The organism is Dentiradicibacter hellwigii (assembly GCF_041770905.1).
Taxonomy (GTDB): Bacteria; Pseudomonadota; Gammaproteobacteria; order Burkholderiales; family Rhodocyclaceae; genus Propionivibrio; species Propionivibrio hellwigii.
Genome location: NZ_JBEUWX010000002.1, coordinates 931,782 through 947,136, shown reverse-complemented (window position 1 = coordinate 947,136; position 15,355 = coordinate 931,782). Strand labels below are relative to the sequence as shown.

The following is a 15,355-nucleotide window of genomic DNA, read 5'->3' as shown; positions in this document are numbered from 1 at the left end:
TTGGTTCATTTCGGTGGGTTCTTGTCGTACCAGCCGCCGTAATAGTCGGCATAGGTTTGCCCGCTAGTGGAGGTGGTTTCGCCTGTGCCGAAGATGGCGCCAATGGATTGGCGCGCCGCAGCTTCGTTGCCGTCTTTGAGGTATTGCTCATAGGCTGCTTCGTAGGCGGTATGGTTGGCGGCGGAGCCGGCAATACCGATATCCGGCCCGCCATTGGCGATGATTTCGCGCTGTACCTGAATGTTCTTTAGCGTCGCAGCGCCTTCGTCGGCCAACGCGCCATTTACGTAAGCACTCCGGGACGAGAAGTCCGGCGTGTAGGCATATCGGGCATGGCCGACTTCGTGCGCAAGAGCCTGGGTGGCCGTTTTGGGGGTGTTCCTCAGATTGCTGTCAAGAACAATCGTCCGCGTTCCGCGATCCGCCCAGCTGCCTCCACCAGCCGTGCCGTATTCGATACTCCATCCTTCTTCCTGGAGTTTGGTCAAATCGGCCTGCAATGTTGGTGACTGCGCAACAATTTGGTCAACAGCGCTGCCCAGCCCCGTCGACATGCCGTTTGTCGGATTGGCGGGCGCCGGTTTTTCCCAGTTCATCCACATCATGTCGCCGGTGCGTACAATCTGCCGGCCATTGACGAAGACTGTGCGACTGTGCTCAATGTCGTGGCTGATGCGCACATGGGTCTGGCTGACCACGCCCTTGCCACCGCCCGCTTCGTCGCCCCGAACATGGTCTACATAGCTTTCGTTGTGCAGGTAGACCGGCTTGCCCTGTAAAAAGACGTTGGGCGAGCATTGCTCGCTTTGATCGAGCAAGTGCGTAATCGGGTAGGGCACCGGATAGCCTGCCCGGTCCGGTGTCAGGCAAACATCCGGCGTCAGCGATACGATCCGGAATCGTTTGTCCTTGGAGACGATGTTTTCTTCAGCCACGGCCTTCTCTTTCGCGTACATGAGCCAGTGCGTTTTGACGGTCAGCTTCATCAAGTTCCATGGCCGTGCCTGCTGGCCATGTCCCCAGTTCAAGTTGCCTAACTTGCGTTTTGGCGCTGACCGTGGCTCTGCGTACCACGCTGAGCGTGTTCGCCTTAAAATCAATAATGAGCGTGTCAATATGCATGGGAGCAAACATGAGTACGCCGACGTTTAGCCGGACAAGCAGCTGAAGATCCTGTTTAGGTAATATCAGCCGGTCTGCTCGACCTTCCATGGCCGACTGTCGTGTCAGGTGAGCGAGTACGATTTCTTCGCCCCCTTGCGGATAGTCGATCTGCTGGTCTTCCGGGGCGCAGTTCCAGTACCGGTAGTCATGATCAAGCGGACTTTTGGGCCATTGTGTCTGTTTCCACCGTGTATCGTGCGTTCCTGCCAGGCGCATGCGCGGCGACCACCAGCGACCAATAGGACCAAAGCCGACTACCGGGTAGTCTCTTTGACCTCTATAAGGATTCTTGAACTGTTCAATTTGAGGGGCCAATAAAGGTTTCTGTTCTATTTGCCCTTGTGTTTGTTGTTGCCGTGGAACAGAGGCTGTCTTGATACGCGCTAAACTCTGCCTTGTCCTGTCAATCGATTTGATTCCTCTGCCGCAACCAATGGGGTTGGCTTGATAGCGCGCCGGTAACTCGTCCATCAATTGGCGCGAAGCTCGCGCTTGCGCCTGCGCTGTTTCTGTCGGTTCCTTGGTCTCGGCATAGGCATTCAGAATGCTTGCCTCGGCTTCCAGATTAGGGCCGCCAAATGCAAGCTCATAGCAAACGGGTACACTGGTACAAGCGGCCGGTTCGCCAAGCACATAGCCGCCCAGCGCGGACAAGGGCTGTTTGTATAAGCGCGGGCCAGTAACTTGCAGATATTTTTCGATGGCATTGCCGAAGCGGAAACCAACAGGCCAGCGCCCCATCGGCTTGCCGCCCGGGCTATAAGCCGTTGCGTTGACCAACAGTACGTCGCATTTGGGTTTATAGGGGGCGTAATCGCTTTCCTGAATGAGGCTGCTGGCGTTGATTTCTCCGGCAAATTCATCGGCCTCACATAAAGGCGTCTGTTTTTCCGGCGGCAACAGTGTCGGAAGTCCGATTTCTTTGCCGGTAAATGCTGGCAGTGAGTAAGTCACTCGCGCTACCACGACATGAAAGATGTCGCCGTATGGATCGACATGCTGGAAATATTGGGCAGGCCAGCCCGTATGGTTGATGACTTCCGGGTTGGGGGCTGACGCAATGACAGCCGGAAAAACGTGAGATGGTCGTGACACTGCGCTTGCTTTCAGTTCAGATCGATACGTTTAGCTTCCAGCCCGATATGCTTGTCTGCCACCAGATCGATCTCCTTGCCATTGACCGTAACCGTACCGTCAGCCTTCATCACCAGCACAGATTTACCCACTTCCAGCGTGATACTTTCTCCGGCCGTCAGCTTGTAATGTTGGCCGACGTTGACACTCTGGTTCCGACCCACGGTGTCGCTACGGCTAAGCAGTACGTTGGTGAGCATCATGGCGCCGACGTTAAGGTTGTAGGCCGCGCCGATATTGACCATCTTCCCCAGTCCGACGTTTTGCATGTACGCCATACCGATCGTCTCGGTCTTGAAACGACCGACCTTGATTGACCAGTTCTTGCCGATTTTGTCCTTCTCGTGCTTGACGACAGTCTTGTCTCGGTTTTTGCCAACCTTGAGCGACTGATCAATGCCAATCTCGACCCGTTCATTCTTCCCGACATTCTCGTTGCGGTTATCGCCGATAGAAATGGTCTCGTTGTGATCGACGCGTTCTTTCCGGTTCTGATGGATGGTAATGGTCTCATCAAGATCGACTTCCTCCGTGCGCCAGCCATGCACATTGATCTTTTCATTACGATCGACCACTTCCGTTCTGTCGCGGTGAATGGTGTTGAACTCGTCGCGGTCGATCTCCTTTCTGCGATCCTGTCCCACCCATTTGTCTTCGTCGCGCTCCACTTCGGTGAGCTGGTCTTGCTGGGCGTGCAGCCAGAGTTGTTCGGCGCCGGCCTTGTCTTCAAAGCGCAGGGCGTTGGCCGCGCCGGCGCCGTCACGCAGTCCTTCTCCGGGCGCGCCGCCTTTGCTCGAGCGGGTGAGAAAGCCCGATTGGGTCTTGTTGGCCGGCAATTCCCACGGAGGCATTTGAGCGGCGTTATAGACCCGTCCGGTAATGAGCGGACGATCCGGGTCGCCGTATTCGTAATCGACAATGACTTCCTGGCCGATGCGCGGGATGTGGATGCCGCCGAAGTTGCTCCCCGCCCAGGGACTGGCTACCCGGATCCAGCAGGAGTCGCTGCCGTCTTTCTTGCCGTAACGATCCCAGTGGAAATGCACCTTGACCCGGCCGTATTCGTCGGTATGGATTTCTTCTCCGGCCGGGCCGACAACGACAGCGGTCTCCGGCCCGCGGGCGCGCGGGCCGCTCCGCGCCAGCGGCCGGTAGCCTTTGTCGGCCGGCTGGGCCTTGACGATGACCTGGTAGCCGGCTTCTTCCCGTTCCCCCCAGGCCTCGTAATCGTTGTCAGTGGCCCGGTAGTCGGCGCGGACGACGAGTAGTTCGCGGTTTTGTTCTTCCCGCGGGTGGTTCCTTAGGGTGAAGCGGTAGCCGGGCAGGGCGCCGCGTACTTTGCCGGTGAGGGTGATGAGATCCTGCCCGGCTTGCAGGGCTTCCAGTCGAGCGATGGCGTACTGCTCGCCCTCTCCCGGGTCGGTGTAGTTGCCAGGGTAGGCGTATCTTTCGTATTGGTCAAAGAGGTGGCCGCGCGGGTCGCTATGGCCGGTGGTGAGGTCTTTGGCCGGTTTTTTGAAGTCGTAGTCGCCCTGGGTGTAGCGCCCCGGTTCAGGGCGGCGGGAGAGGTTCCAGTCCCAGTAGTGATCTTCGTCTTCGCGCGCTTCGTCCGGCGGGCAGTAGAGGACGTTTTCGTAGCCAGGGTAGGTGTCCGGGGTGGTGAAGTGGTCGGCAATGATGAGTCTCTCGCCGCCCTTTTTGTGTTCGAACCAGTAGTAGAGACCTTCGTGGGCAAGTAGCCGTTCGAGGAATTCAAGGTCGGTTTCGCCGTACTGGACTTTGTATTCCCAGCGTTTGAGCGCGTTTTTGGTGCGCCAGTCGTGGCGGATGGCGTGTTTGCCAAGGAGCTCTTCGGCAATTTCCTTGACGGTGAGGTTTTGCCAGATGCGAAAGTCGCTGGTGCGTCCGGCATGCCAGAGTTTGGGGGATAGATGCGCTTCGTAGCGGTAGTAGCGCCCGGCTTTGCCCAAGGCGCCCATGCGGACAATCTGGCCGCTGAAGTAGCGTTTGGCGCCCCCCGCAGCGAGTAGTTCTACACTGCCCGCTTCCCCCAACAGTTTCTGGCAGTCGATCTGGCCGTCTTCGCTGATGAGCCGGACGCGGATCCGGTAGAGGGTGCTGAGCGCTTCTGTCCCTTCTAGCCAGACCGCTTTGAGCTTTCCCTCTCCCCCCAGATGCGATGTCAGTAGTCGGTTCATGGTTTCCTCCCTTATCGTTAACAGTGGCGGTGTTTGGCAGCCTACTTCTTGTTAGCTGATGATTGATGCTGACCAAGGTCGGCAGCGCGGTACCTAGCTGCCAGTGACTGGAGTTCAGCACTGTGGTAGAGGTCGATGCACTTCATGACCGTCAGCGGCGTGTCGCTGTTTTTGCTTTTGTATGTCCGGGCCAGGAATTGATCAACGATTTGAAGGGACTCCATGTAAGCCTCGGCATCGTAAGCGCCGAGTTCGACATAGCTGCCCGCTGCGGCCTTGGCGTCGAGTGCCAGGTCGCTTTCGGGAAAGCCCTTGGCCAGGCAGGTGCTCAAGGCGAAGTTCTTGAGATACTCGTCCGGGGTGTACTGTGCCCGAGGCTGTGCATGTACAACAAAGGATGCCAGACAGAGGAAAATAGGGAAAATTATTCTAGGCACCATAGGAGAGCCTCGGTTGATTCGGGAAAGTAGCAACTATCTGCGCAGACGGTTCCATTCTAACTTGTCAGGCCAACGCGGAACTCACGAGCAGCCTATCGATACCTTTTGCGCTAAATCACGCGCACGGGATTGCTGCAGTTGCAGCTTTTTTTCAAATGCAACGAGGCGTGCATAGTAGTAACGACGATCACATTCAATACCTGTTCGGAAGAATTCCAGCGTCAGGTACCCTTGAGCCGCAACTTCGACAGGCTCTTTGCCCATTTTCGACGCAATTTCTGCGCCAAAAATGGTTTCGATATCGCTCTTGATCTGCGCTTTTTGGAACATGTTGAGTTCAATGAGCGGAGCGCCCGGATTACTGCGCTCACCCTTGAAGCGCACCTGCGGAAGCACATTTTGTGCAGACGCCTTGGGCTTGAAGAACAGGCCAACGCACCACTGGGTTTCGTCATCTATCGTGTTACTTCGGGAAACAGCCAGCAAAGTACCTTCCATTTCTGCTCGTCCCTCGAAGCTCACGAGACTGATATAACTATCGGGCGCATAGAGATGCATATTCGAAGAGTCAGGAATATTGATGCGAAGCTCCTCGGCAAAACTCAGTATTGGCAGTATACAAAGAGCGATGGCACACAGTGTTATTTTATAGGTGTTATTCATAGAAACGCTCTTCGATTTCAAGTGAAAAATTCCCTAAGTCAAGGTTTGTAGCAACTCAGAAATTGAAGCATTCATTCACACTCAACGCGCACAACGGAATTCGCAGTATGTGCAGTGCATTGGCGGGCGTTCTTCGCTTCCAGAACGATGTAGTGCGCAACACCCTGGTAGCGACATTTGACATGCAGCGTGCGCTGGTCTGCCTCGTGCTTCCAGATGGAGCGTTTCGGCACATCCGGTGCTGGCTCCGGCACAAGCGCGACGCGATCTTCTATAGGCCCGTCGAAGACATTAGCACCGCTCAAAGCGTAAGAATGATCGTCAAGCTGCAACTGGGCAGGGCATTGATAGAGCAGCGGGGGTGGGTTTCGGGGTTCCGCCGCTTGCACAGCCTGCGCTGCGCTTATTGAGAGGATGGCGTGACAGCATATTGCTGCCAGAGTGAGTTTATTCCACGACATAGAACTGATCTCCATCGTTAGAAGCGTAGCCCCTCCCACCACGAAAGCGAATGATACGGGGCTGAAATTCGTAGCCGCTCCATTGGTCGTAAACCTGTAGCCCGACGCCGTCCTGTCCTGCGTAGATTGCGGCATGGCCCTTGTACCGGTCATTGTTGTCGAAAGTGGCGATGGCCGTACCAGGACTGACTCTTAGGTTGTTCTTCACCTGCGCCCCTTTGCGCCAGAGCGCTGTCTGTGGAGCTGCACAAAAATACTTGACAGCAGCCACACATTCCTGCGATTCGCCGAAATAGTTCTGACCATTGGCCTGGCGTCTTACAGCGTCGATGTCCGCGATGTATGCCATTTCTCTCTCCTAATTATGGGATAGCCCAGTGCCATACCGTCGGTATGAGCGCCTGGGCTACTATATAGAGCTTGACAAGTCTCTGTATTTAAGCGATCAAGCCTTCTGATTCTGTTTGACATCCCATGCGCCGGTGACGGCAGCGCCGAGGGAGCCGTTGGCGTTTTGTTCCTTGACCTCAACCTTGATCTTGGCGTAGGAGATGCCAACCGTTTCCTTAACACGGGCATCCTCCGTAGAACCGGAAGGACCGGCATGGGTGATAATGGCATCGGACAGCGTAATGGTGAAATAGACTTGGGAGCCGTCACCCACCTTGGCCGCTTCGAGCTTGACTTCGCCAACGTGCTTGCCGGACGCACAGTATTGCATCAGGTTCGGCGTGGCTTTGTCGGCATAGTGTTCGAAAACCAGGGCATCGAAACTTGCCTTGCCTACACCTGATCCGCCTCCAGTAAAAGAAGAACTGGATTGCGAGACACCGTAGCTGAACGACAGTACGTCTATCCAGCCCTTGTGCTTGGAGTCCTTCGACTCACCTTCAATACCTTCAATCTTTACATAAAAATCCTGCAATGAGGCCATTGTGCTCTCCTGTGAGTGGTGAGAAAAACATATTATTTAAGGGCACTAATAATATTATTATCCCTTAATGTCTGAATACAATATATGTATGCTTTTGAATATAGCATATTTCTGCCAGACGATATTACCGTCCTCATCCGTGAGTTCCCTTGGCGTACCGATCTGGTCAGTGTGATAGTAAAGGACTTTCCATGTCTTCGGCGCGTCATCATCTTCCGGCGTAAAAGCGAAGTTGGGACGCGGTGGCTGGGGCAGTGCGGCCGTTTTCATTTGCAGGGAAATAGCGCGCTTCTCGCGCAGCAATCCCTGCATAAAGGCTTCTCTCGCCTGACGCGGATTCCAGTTCAGGTCGGCATCGTCTTCGGCGTTTTCTTCATCGTCCCTGTCGTTTGCCTGCGCATCTCTTTCGGAGAAAGACATGAAGCCGGCGTCCCTTTCAGCTTCATTGGTCGCCCCGGTCTCTTTTTGTCCCTGCCCTGTAGCCCGCGTGGATCGGGCGTTTGCGGAGAGGCTGCCCGCCAGCCCAGTGTTGTCGGGGGGTTCAAGGGCGCTATCCGGTAATGCGGTATTGACGCCGGCTTTAGTCGTATCAACCACCTGCGCCAGCGGGGCAAAGCTATCGGCTTCGTAGAGATAGAGAATGCTTCTGCCCCGGCGGTGCTCCGAGAGCAGGCGGTTACCGTCCCAGTCGTAGCGCGTCCGGCTTGGAGTTCGTTGGCTTGGGCTTTGCCGGCCCGACTTTTGCCGGTCTTGAACATGGACCGTGCATTTATCCAAACGCCGGCCGAAGGCATCGTACCGGTAGCGGGTGCGGGTGGTCTGCGTGCGGCCGCGGAGGGTGCGGGTGACGATGGCTTCCTGCAGCTGGTGTTCAACATCCCAGACAAGACGGATATGCGTGTGTTTGGCGATCCTCTTTTCAATGAGGTTGCCGTGGGTGTCGTAGCGGTAACGGATGTCGCCAAAGACTTCCAGGCGGTTGTTACGGAGGATGCCCTGTCCTGTAGCCGGCATGGATTGGGCGTTTGCGGAGAGGCTGCCCGCCAGCCCACTGTTGTCGGGGGTTTCCGAGGGGGTATCCGCAATCCCTTGATCGATGCGGGATTGCGGCCGGTTATCTGCGCCGGTATGGCTGGGCGTTGCGGAAGGATCGAGCGCCAGCCCGGTATTTACAAGGGACTCGGAGGCGCTGCCCTGCAGCCCGGTATTGTCGGGGGATTGCGGAGCGCTGCCTGGCAGCGCCTTGACCGGCATGAGGTTATGCGCCGGGTCAAAGGCAAAGCGTTCTTCCAGGGCGCCGGTCGTCGCGCGGATTAAGCGGCCGAGCGCATCGTAGGCGTAGCGGGTGGGGCCGGCGATGAGATCGTCGATGCCGGTGAGGTTGCCGGCCGCATCGTAGGCATAGCGGCGGCCGAGCACTTCGTCGCCGGCGTGCGGGTCGGGAAGCTCACCCGGGAATGAGGCGCCGGCCCGGGGGTCGGGCGAAGTCTGCGGATGCGCCCCGCGCCGTGCGGCAGAAAGCGGGGAGGCGGACATTGCGCCGGAAAGCGGATCGGCGCCGGGATGGGTACGATAGGTACGATAAGCGGCCTGTTCGACCGGCCGGCCGAGGGCATCGTACGTGGTGCGACGGGTGAGCGCCCCCTGGCTGCGGGTGATTTCCCGGTGCAGGGCGTCGCGTTCGATGTCGCAGACAGGGTGACCGTCCAGACTGATCTGGTGTAGGTGGCCGGAGCCGTAGTAGAGCCAGCGCAGGTTGCGCCCGTCCGGCAGGGTGGTGGCGATGCGGTTGCCGAGGGCGTCATAGGCGTGATGCAAGATAGCGGCATCCCCCTCGCCGTGGCGCTCTTCCCGGATCAGGCGGCCGAGCGGGTCGTAAGCTAAGGTGATGCGAGCGCCTTCGTCATTGGTCGCTTCGATCAGCCGTCCGGCGACATCGTAGGCGTAGCGGGTGCTTTTGTGCTGGGGTACGGCGCGCCCGTCGGCGAGCAGGATGTGGCCGGCGACTTGTTTGGCGAGAAGATGCCCGGCGTGATCGCGTTCGTAGCGGGTGAGCAGGGTGTGCCCCGGCGGGGGGACAAGCGGCGCGTCGATGTCGGCGGGAAGAAGTCCCCAGGGGTCTTCGAGGGTGGGGATGCCGCGCTGCGGCGGCAGGACGCCGGGCGAGGCTTCGGGGCGTGTGTGCTGCGGGGGTTGGGCGTGCTGTTCGAGCCTTTCCCGGGCGCTGAGGGCGCCGGCTTCGAGGCGGGCAGTGAGTAGTCCACCAGACTGCTAGCCGGTAGTGTTAGCGCTATAAAAGCATAATAGAAACAGCGCAAACAGGAAAAATGCCTGAATAATGCCAAAAATAATAAATTTGGCTTTCACAAAGCAAATAGATAATTTCCAACTTTTAAATTAAAAATAAGTAATTAATCCATTTTAAAGTAACTACTCATATATCTTTCCTGCCATTAAAATATCTGCAAATAATCTCCATGCTTGTGCGTCAACCTGAGGAATAGGAAGAGAATTATTTTTATAATAGTTCTCAAAATATTCTGTAAATATTTCTATTGACAATAAATAGTCATTAATGTTTTTATTTTCCCATTCCGCTTTGTTTATATTAAAATCCTGAATTAAAGAATCTAAAAAAAGCAGAAAGTCTGCCTTAGATTGTACATTGTCAGCTAATTCTTCTGGTCTTATGTTTTTCATATTATTACTCAATTAATATTTTAGATCCATCTTCAAGTTTTAATTCCATTGATTGGCCACCGTTAGCAGTTGTCATTTTTCTGCGAACTTCTTTGGGGTCTGGCTTTACTATATCAACTGGAACACATTTGTTTGCTAATCGAAATGCCGCCAATCTTCTATGGTCTAAAGTCCAATAATTTCCCAAGGTATCTTTCCATATTCTAATTCTCAAGATATTGGGGTCGATTGTTTCTGATCTTAATGCATCAGCATTTCCTAAAACTGTGTAATCCCCTGTTTTATTTTTTGCATTATTCTGCATAAATTTTATATCCTTAGGATCCATTGTACCCTTAGGACAGCATAGCTTACATTTTTTACTAGCTAATCCAAGCGGATCAATCCACGTTGTAGGATTAAGCGCATAAGCAAACAGATTGCTTCCCCCCGCCAGCCCAATCGGATCCTGGCTGACGAACCTCCCCACATCCGGGTCGTAGTAACGGAAGCGGTTATAGTGTAAGCCGGTTTCTTCGTCGAAGTACTGACCCTGGAAGCGCAGGTTCTGTATTGGCCGGTCATCCTCCGCCTGCTCGATCCACTGCGCCCGCAGGGTATTCCCTTCCGCAACGGTATGCAAGATCGGCGGATAGCTGATCTTTACCTGCCTAAAGCTTCCGGTATGACCGCCTGCCGCGCCTGCCGCACTTCTCCCGGCCGCGCCGTCCGCTGCCGGCCAGCTTTCCTGAAGAATATTCCCCCACGCCTTATAAGTGGCCTGCCAGACGATATTGCCGTCCTCATCGGTAAGTTCCCTTGGCGTACCGATCTGGTCGGTGTGGTAGTAAAGGACCCTCCATGTCTTCGGCGCGTCATCGTCTTCCGGCGTAAAAGCAAAGTTGGGACGCGGTGGCTGGGGCAGTGCGGCCGTTTTCATTTGCAGGGAAATGGCGCGCTTCTCGCGCAACAATCCCTGCATAAAGGCTTCTCTCGCCTGACGCGGATTCCAGTTCAGGTCATCGTCTTCGGCGTTTTCTTCATCGTCCCTGTCGTTTGCCTGCGCATCTCTTTCGGAGAAAGACATGAAGCCGGCGTCCCTTTCAGCTTCATTGGTCGCCCCAGTCTCTTTTTGTCCCTGCCCTGTAGCCCGCGTGGATCGGGCGTTTGCGGAGAGGCTGCCCGCCAGCCCAGAATCTACAGGGTTTTAGAAAGGGGCATGTAACTCTGACATTTACAAGATTTTTAGCTTGACCGCCTACCGATGCGGTATAGCTGACTTGTGTCAACAAAGCAAAACGTTAGTCAGTAAGCAAAAAGGTTTTTAAAGAACGAAAATACTAGGCAAATCAAAAATATCTTCGCATAAGGTATAGATTTTCCCTAAACATATAGATGATCTTTTGATCTCCAGTATAACTCTAATGGCGGTTTATCTCTGATTAAAATTCCATCGATAGAATATTTGTCTTGATAAAAAAACAAATACTCATTGTTTATAATATTACATTCTCCAAATTCACTACACCAGTCAAAAAAAACTATCCATTCTATTTTTTCATCAATTACTTTAGAAATAAATCCATCCCCCCCTAATGCACCCCCACCAAAAAAATATTTGTTAAATCCAATTTTTATATTTCCAAAAATATTTAGTTCTACTTCGGTGTATTGATCAAATATATTTAATATATTGTCTTCTTTGATAGAAACCAAATCTCCATTAGGAAATAATTTTAATGATTGAACTATCCCGCTAGAAAAAATTATTCCGTTAAAAGCTAAAGATTTTTTCTGTTCCCAGAGCAATTGAATATTCATTGTTATTACTTGAAAATAGGTAATTTAGAAAGACCTTCCTTGGGAACTCTGCCTCCGAGGGCAATATTCCGTTTGTCGGTCATACGCTTTTCAAATGCTTCAGCCCATGTTTGTCCAGAATAAGGTCCTTCATCACTAGGCATAACTTGTTGTATAGGAACACAATCTTTTTTTGATAAACGTGCTGCTGCCAATCTTCTATTATCATATGAAACCAAATGATTTCCAACCTTCATTACTCTTAACTTAGGGCCATTCTTCCAATCCCAACCACCAGTTCGCATTATTTCTGCATATGTTTCCGCTCCTTTAGGCCCGCTGCCTGTAACACTTCGCTGGGAAAATCTAATTTTATTGGGGTCTGCAGTACCGGGAGGGCATGGGCATTTTTTACATTTCTTTTCTAGACCTAATTGATCCACCCACCCACTCGGATTCGGCGCATATTGGTAAAGGTTATCACCGCCCAATAAACCGATAGGGTCTTGAGAAACAAACCTCCCCACATCCGGGTCGTAGTAACGGAAGCGGTTGTAGTGCAAGCCGGTTTCCTCGTCGAAGTACTGACCCTGGAAGCGCAGGTTCTGTATTGGCCGGTCATCCTCCTCCTGCTCGATCCACTGCGCCCGCAGGGTATTCCCTTCCGCAACGGTATGCAAGATCGGCGGATAGCTGATCCTTGCCTGCCTAAAGCTTCCGGTATGACCGCCTGCCGCGCCTGCCGCACTTCTCCCGGCCGCCCCGTCCGCTGCCGGCCAGCTTTCCTGAAGAATATTCCCCCACGCCTTGTATGAGGTACACTAGAATTCATTTCGCAAATGAAATACTTTTTAGTATCTTTAAATACTCATCAAGAGATAGTTTTATTGTCTCAATCGAGTCATCCCAAAGATGCTCAATAAAAACTTCTTTTTCGTATATTAGTATATTATAAGCATTTCCTGTAATCTCAACTTTTCCTTTACATCCATTATGAATATAGCTCATAGCCCCACCAAGAAAGCTATTAAGAGAAATATCTCCATTTATCTCAGTTTCTAAAAAATCTTTCATTGATACATTACATTTTTGGATATGCGGTATTAATATTTCCTGCTGCATCAATATATCCTTCAATCACAACTCCACTGCATGATGTTCCTTTAAATTTCTTTCCATTCAGCCCTCCGTTGTTAATAGCATCTCGATAAGCACTTTGTATTTCATCTAAAACTTTTGCTCTATTCCAGCTATCAGGAAACATTGTTGATTGTTTTCTTAGATAAATTCCTGTTGCGGAATCTAAAATTGCAACATTTGCTTCATAAACACCAAGTGAATTTGCTGAGCCTTTCTGTATAATAAATGCTTTATCTCCATGGCCAATAGATCCTTGATGGTGAAATCCAACCGGTCTTCTTCTGTTATTTATCTCCCCATGAAAAATATGCTTTAAATTTATTCTAGGGGTACACCTTAGACCAAATACATCAATCCAATCTGATGGATTCGGTGCATAGAAATAAAGGTTATCACCACCCAATAAACCGATAGGGTCTTGAGAAACGAACCTCCCCACATCCGGGTCGTAGTAACGGAAGCGGTTATAGTGTAAGCCGGTTTCTTCGTCGAAGTACTGACCCTGGAAGCGCAGGTTCTGTATTGGCCGGTCATCCTCCGCCTGCTCGATCCACTGCGCCCGCAGGGTATTCCCTTCCGCAACGGTATGCAAGATCGGCGGATAGCTGATCTTTACCTGCCTAAAGCTTCCGGTATGACCGCCTGCCGCGCCTGCCGCACTTCTCCCGGCCGCGCCGTCCGCTGCCGGCCAGCTTTCCTGAAGAATATTCCCCCACGCCTTATAAGTGGCCTGCCAGACGATATTGCCGTCCTCATCGGTAAGTTCCCTTGGCGTACCGATCTGGTCGGTGTGGTAGTAAAGGACCCTCCATGTCTTCGGCGCGTCATCGTCTTCCGGCGTAAAAGCAAAGTTGGGACGCGGTGGCTGGGGCAGTGCGGCCGTTTTCATTTGCAGGGAAATGGCGCGCTTCTCGCGCAACAATCCCTGCATAAAGGCTTCTCTCGCCTGACGCGGATTCCAGTTCAGGTCATCGTCTTCGGCGTTTTCTTCATCGTCCCTGTCGTTTGCCTGCGCATCTCTTTCGGAGAAAGACATGAAGCCGGCGTCCCTTTCAGCTTCATTGGTCGCCCCAGTCTCTTTTTGTCCCTGCCCTGTAGCCCGCGTGGATTGGGCGTTTGCGGAGAGGCTGCCCGGCAGCCCTTTATTGATGCGGGTTTCAGAGGGGTTGCCCGCTAGCCCACTATTGTCGGGGGCTTCCGAGGGGGTATCCGCAATCCCTTTATTGATGCGGGGTTCAGAGAGGCTGCCCTGCAACCCGGTATTGACGCCGGCTTTAGTTGTATCAACTACCTGCGCCAGCGGGGCAAAGCTATCGGCTTCGTAGAGATAGAGAATGCTTCTGCCCTGGCGGTGTTCCGAGAGCAGGCGGTTACCGTCCCAGTCGTAGCGCGTCCGGCTTGGGGTTCGTTGGCTTAGGCTTTGCCGGCCTGACTTTTGCCGGTCTTGAACATGGACCGTGCATTTATCCAAACGCCGGCCGAAGGCGTCATACCGGTAGCGGGTGCGGGTGGTCTGCGCGCGGCCGCGGAGGGTGCGGGTGACGATGGCTTCCTGCAGCTGGTGTTCAACATCCCAGACAAGACGGATATGCGTGTGTTTGGCGATCCTCTTTTCAATGAGGTTGCCGTGGGTGTCGTAGCGGTAACGGATGTCGCCAAAGACTTCCAGGCGGTTGTTCCGGAGGATGCCCTGTCCTGTAGCCGGCGTGGATTGGGCGTTTGCGGAGAGGCTGCCCGCCAGCCCACTGTTGTCGGGGATTTCAAGGGCGCTATCCTGCAGCCCGGTATTGTCGGGGGATTGCGGAGCGCTGCCTGGCAGCGCCTTGACCGGCATGAGGTTATGCGCCGGGTCAAAGGCAAAGCGTTCTTCCAGGGCGCCGGTCGTCGCGCGGATTAAGCGGCCGAGCGCATCGTAGGCGTAGCGGGTGGGGCCGGCGATGAGATCGTCGATGCCGGTGAGGTTGCCGGCCGCATCGTAGGCATAGCGGCGGCCGAGCACTTCGTCGCCGGCGTGCGGGTCGGGAAGCTCACCCGGGAATGAGGCGCCGGCCCGGGGGTCGGGCGAAGTCTGCGGATGCGCCCCGCGCCGTGCGGCAGAAAGCGGGGGGGCGGACATTGCGCCGGAAAGCGGATCGGCGCCGGAATGGGTTCGATGGGTACGATAGGTACGATAGGCGGTCTGTTCGACCGGCCGGCCGAGGGCATCGTACGTGGTGCGACGGGTGAGCGCCCCCTGGCTGCGGGTGATTTCCCGGTGCAGGGCGTCGCGTTCGATGTCGCAGACAGGGTGACCGTCCAGACTGATCTGGTGTAGGTGGCCGGAGCCGTAGTAGAGCCAGCGCAGGTTGCGCCCGTCCGGCAGGGTGGTGGCGATGCGGTTGCCGAGGGCGTCATAGGCGTGATGCAAGATAGCGGCATCCCCCTCGCCGTGGCGCTCTTCCCGGATCAGGCGGCCGAGCGGGTCGTAAGCTAAGGTGATGCGAGCGCCTTCGTCATTGGTCGCTTCGATCAGCCGTCCGGCGACATCGTAGGCGTAGCGGGTGCTTTTGTGCTGGGGTACGGCGCGCCCGTCGGCGAGCAGGATGTGGCCGGCGACTTGTTTGGCGAGAAGATGCCCGGTCTGCTCGCCGGTAGTGTTAGAGCTATAAAAGCATAATAGAAACAGCGCAAACAGGAAAAATGCCTGAATAATGCCAAAAATAATAAATTTGGCTTTCACAAAGCAAATAGATAATTTCCAAC

16 protein-coding genes are annotated in these 15,355 nt (G+C 54.0%); 1 reads left to right on the top strand and 15 read right to left on the bottom strand.

The window, feature by feature from the left end:
- Positions 1-5: 5 nt before the first annotated feature.
- The 9 genes from ABCS64_RS06645 to ABCS64_RS06605 all read right to left on the bottom strand — a co-directional run bounded on the left by ABCS64_RS06645 (position 6) and on the right by ABCS64_RS06605 (position 8,812).
- A complete protein-coding gene (locus tag ABCS64_RS06645) occupies positions 6-935 on the bottom strand; it encodes a DUF4150 domain-containing protein (protein ID WP_418891087.1) in 930 nt (309 codons plus the stop codon).
- On the bottom strand, positions 928-2,130 hold the full coding sequence (locus ABCS64_RS06640; protein WP_418891901.1) for a DUF2169 family type VI secretion system accessory protein: 1,203 nt from the start codon (positions 2,128-2,130) through the stop codon (positions 928-930). The genes ABCS64_RS06645 and ABCS64_RS06640 overlap by 8 nt, the downstream gene beginning before the upstream one ends.
- Before the next feature lie 140 nt (positions 2,131-2,270).
- Positions 2,271-4,496 (bottom strand): type VI secretion system Vgr family protein, encoded by a 2,226-nt coding sequence (locus ABCS64_RS06635; RefSeq protein ID WP_418891086.1) that lies wholly within the window; start codon positions 4,494-4,496, stop codon positions 2,271-2,273.
- 41 nt (positions 4,497-4,537) lie between these two features.
- Positions 4,538-4,936 carry a T6SS amidase immunity protein Tai4 family protein gene (locus ABCS64_RS06630; protein WP_418891085.1) on the bottom strand — a complete coding sequence of 133 codons (399 nt, stop codon included), beginning with the start codon at positions 4,934-4,936 and terminating at the stop codon, positions 4,538-4,540.
- Between the two features lie 81 nt (positions 4,937-5,017).
- A complete protein-coding gene (locus ABCS64_RS06625; protein ID WP_418891084.1) occupies positions 5,018-5,599 on the bottom strand; it encodes a hypothetical protein in 582 nt (193 codons plus the stop codon).
- 71 nt (positions 5,600-5,670) lie between these two features.
- Positions 5,671-6,060, bottom strand: coding sequence for an STY0301 family protein (locus ABCS64_RS06620; RefSeq protein WP_418891083.1), 390 nt, complete (start codon positions 6,058-6,060; stop codon positions 5,671-5,673).
- Positions 6,047-6,409 (bottom strand): BPSL0067 family protein, encoded by a 363-nt coding sequence (locus tag ABCS64_RS06615; RefSeq protein WP_418891082.1) that lies wholly within the window; start codon positions 6,407-6,409, stop codon positions 6,047-6,049. The genes ABCS64_RS06620 and ABCS64_RS06615 overlap by 14 nt, the downstream gene beginning before the upstream one ends.
- A 96-nt stretch (positions 6,410-6,505) precedes the next feature.
- Complete coding sequence (locus ABCS64_RS06610; protein ID WP_418891081.1) at positions 6,506-6,994, bottom strand: Hcp family type VI secretion system effector; 489 nt, start codon at positions 6,992-6,994, stop codon at positions 6,506-6,508.
- Positions 6,995-7,051: 57 nt separating this feature from the next.
- Positions 7,052-8,812: an RHS domain-containing protein gene (locus ABCS64_RS06605; RefSeq protein WP_418891080.1), complete on the bottom strand. Its 1,761-nt coding sequence runs from the start codon at positions 8,810-8,812 to the stop codon at positions 7,052-7,054.
- A gap of 177 nt (positions 8,813-8,989) precedes the next feature.
- Here ABCS64_RS06605 and ABCS64_RS06600 point away from each other — a divergent pair, with 177 nt between their 5' ends.
- On the top strand, positions 8,990-9,253 hold the full coding sequence (locus tag ABCS64_RS06600) for a hypothetical protein (RefSeq protein WP_418891079.1): 264 nt from the start codon (positions 8,990-8,992) through the stop codon (positions 9,251-9,253).
- A gap of 171 nt (positions 9,254-9,424) precedes the next feature.
- On the opposite strand, the gene ABCS64_RS06595 is transcribed toward ABCS64_RS06600, so the two are convergent.
- From ABCS64_RS06595 to ABCS64_RS06570, 6 genes are all read right to left on the bottom strand, one after another.
- Complete coding sequence (locus tag ABCS64_RS06595; RefSeq protein ID WP_418891078.1) at positions 9,425-9,694, bottom strand: DUF7660 family protein; 270 nt, start codon at positions 9,692-9,694, stop codon at positions 9,425-9,427.
- A gap of 4 nt (positions 9,695-9,698) precedes the next feature.
- Positions 9,699-10,760, bottom strand: a complete 1,062-nt coding sequence (locus ABCS64_RS06590; protein WP_418891077.1) for an RHS repeat domain-containing protein — start codon at positions 10,758-10,760, stop codon at positions 9,699-9,701.
- Between the two features lie 296 nt (positions 10,761-11,056).
- A complete protein-coding gene (locus ABCS64_RS06585; protein WP_418891076.1) occupies positions 11,057-11,494 on the bottom strand; it encodes a hypothetical protein in 438 nt (145 codons plus the stop codon).
- Positions 11,495-11,499: 5 nt separating this feature from the next.
- Positions 11,500-12,153 carry an RHS repeat-associated core domain-containing protein gene (locus ABCS64_RS06580; RefSeq protein WP_418891075.1) on the bottom strand — a complete coding sequence of 218 codons (654 nt, stop codon included), beginning with the start codon at positions 12,151-12,153 and terminating at the stop codon, positions 11,500-11,502.
- Between the two features lie 148 nt (positions 12,154-12,301).
- Positions 12,302-12,595: a hypothetical protein gene (locus tag ABCS64_RS06575; protein WP_418891074.1), complete on the bottom strand. Its 294-nt coding sequence runs from the start codon at positions 12,593-12,595 to the stop codon at positions 12,302-12,304.
- Positions 12,555-15,332, bottom strand: coding sequence for an RHS repeat-associated core domain-containing protein (locus ABCS64_RS06570; RefSeq protein ID WP_418891073.1), 2,778 nt, complete (start codon positions 15,330-15,332; stop codon positions 12,555-12,557). Before ABCS64_RS06570 ends, ABCS64_RS06575 begins: the two co-directional genes overlap by 41 nt.
- Positions 15,333-15,355: the final 23 nt, after the last annotated feature.

Excerpts from the sequence above, each read along its gene's own strand:
- ABCS64_RS06595 (WP_418891078.1), bottom strand. The coding sequence starts at position 9,694 with ATGAAAAACATAAGACCAGAAGAATTAGCTGACAATGTACAATCTAAG.
- ABCS64_RS06625 (WP_418891084.1), bottom strand. The coding sequence starts at position 5,599 with ATGAATAACACCTATAAAATAACACTGTGTGCCATCGCTCTTTGTATA.
- ABCS64_RS06635 (WP_418891086.1), bottom strand. The coding sequence starts at position 4,496 with ATGAACCGACTACTGACATCGCATCTGGGGGGAGAGGGAAAGCTCAAA.
- ABCS64_RS06585 (WP_418891076.1), bottom strand. The coding sequence starts at position 11,494 with ATGAATATTCAATTGCTCTGGGAACAGAAAAAATCTTTAGCTTTTAAC.
- ABCS64_RS06575 (WP_418891074.1), bottom strand. The coding sequence starts at position 12,595 with ATGCAGCAGGAAATATTAATACCGCATATCCAAAAATGTAATGTATCA.
- ABCS64_RS06615 (WP_418891082.1), bottom strand. The coding sequence starts at position 6,409 with ATGGCATACATCGCGGACATCGACGCTGTAAGACGCCAGGCCAATGGT.
- ABCS64_RS06630 (WP_418891085.1), bottom strand. The coding sequence starts at position 4,936 with ATGGTGCCTAGAATAATTTTCCCTATTTTCCTCTGTCTGGCATCCTTT.
- ABCS64_RS06590 (WP_418891077.1), bottom strand. The coding sequence starts at position 10,760 with ATGTCTTTCTCCGAAAGAGATGCGCAGGCAAACGACAGGGACGATGAA.
- ABCS64_RS06610 (WP_418891081.1), bottom strand. The coding sequence starts at position 6,994 with ATGGCCTCATTGCAGGATTTTTATGTAAAGATTGAAGGTATTGAAGGT.
- ABCS64_RS06620 (WP_418891083.1), bottom strand. The coding sequence starts at position 6,060 with ATGTCGTGGAATAAACTCACTCTGGCAGCAATATGCTGTCACGCCATC.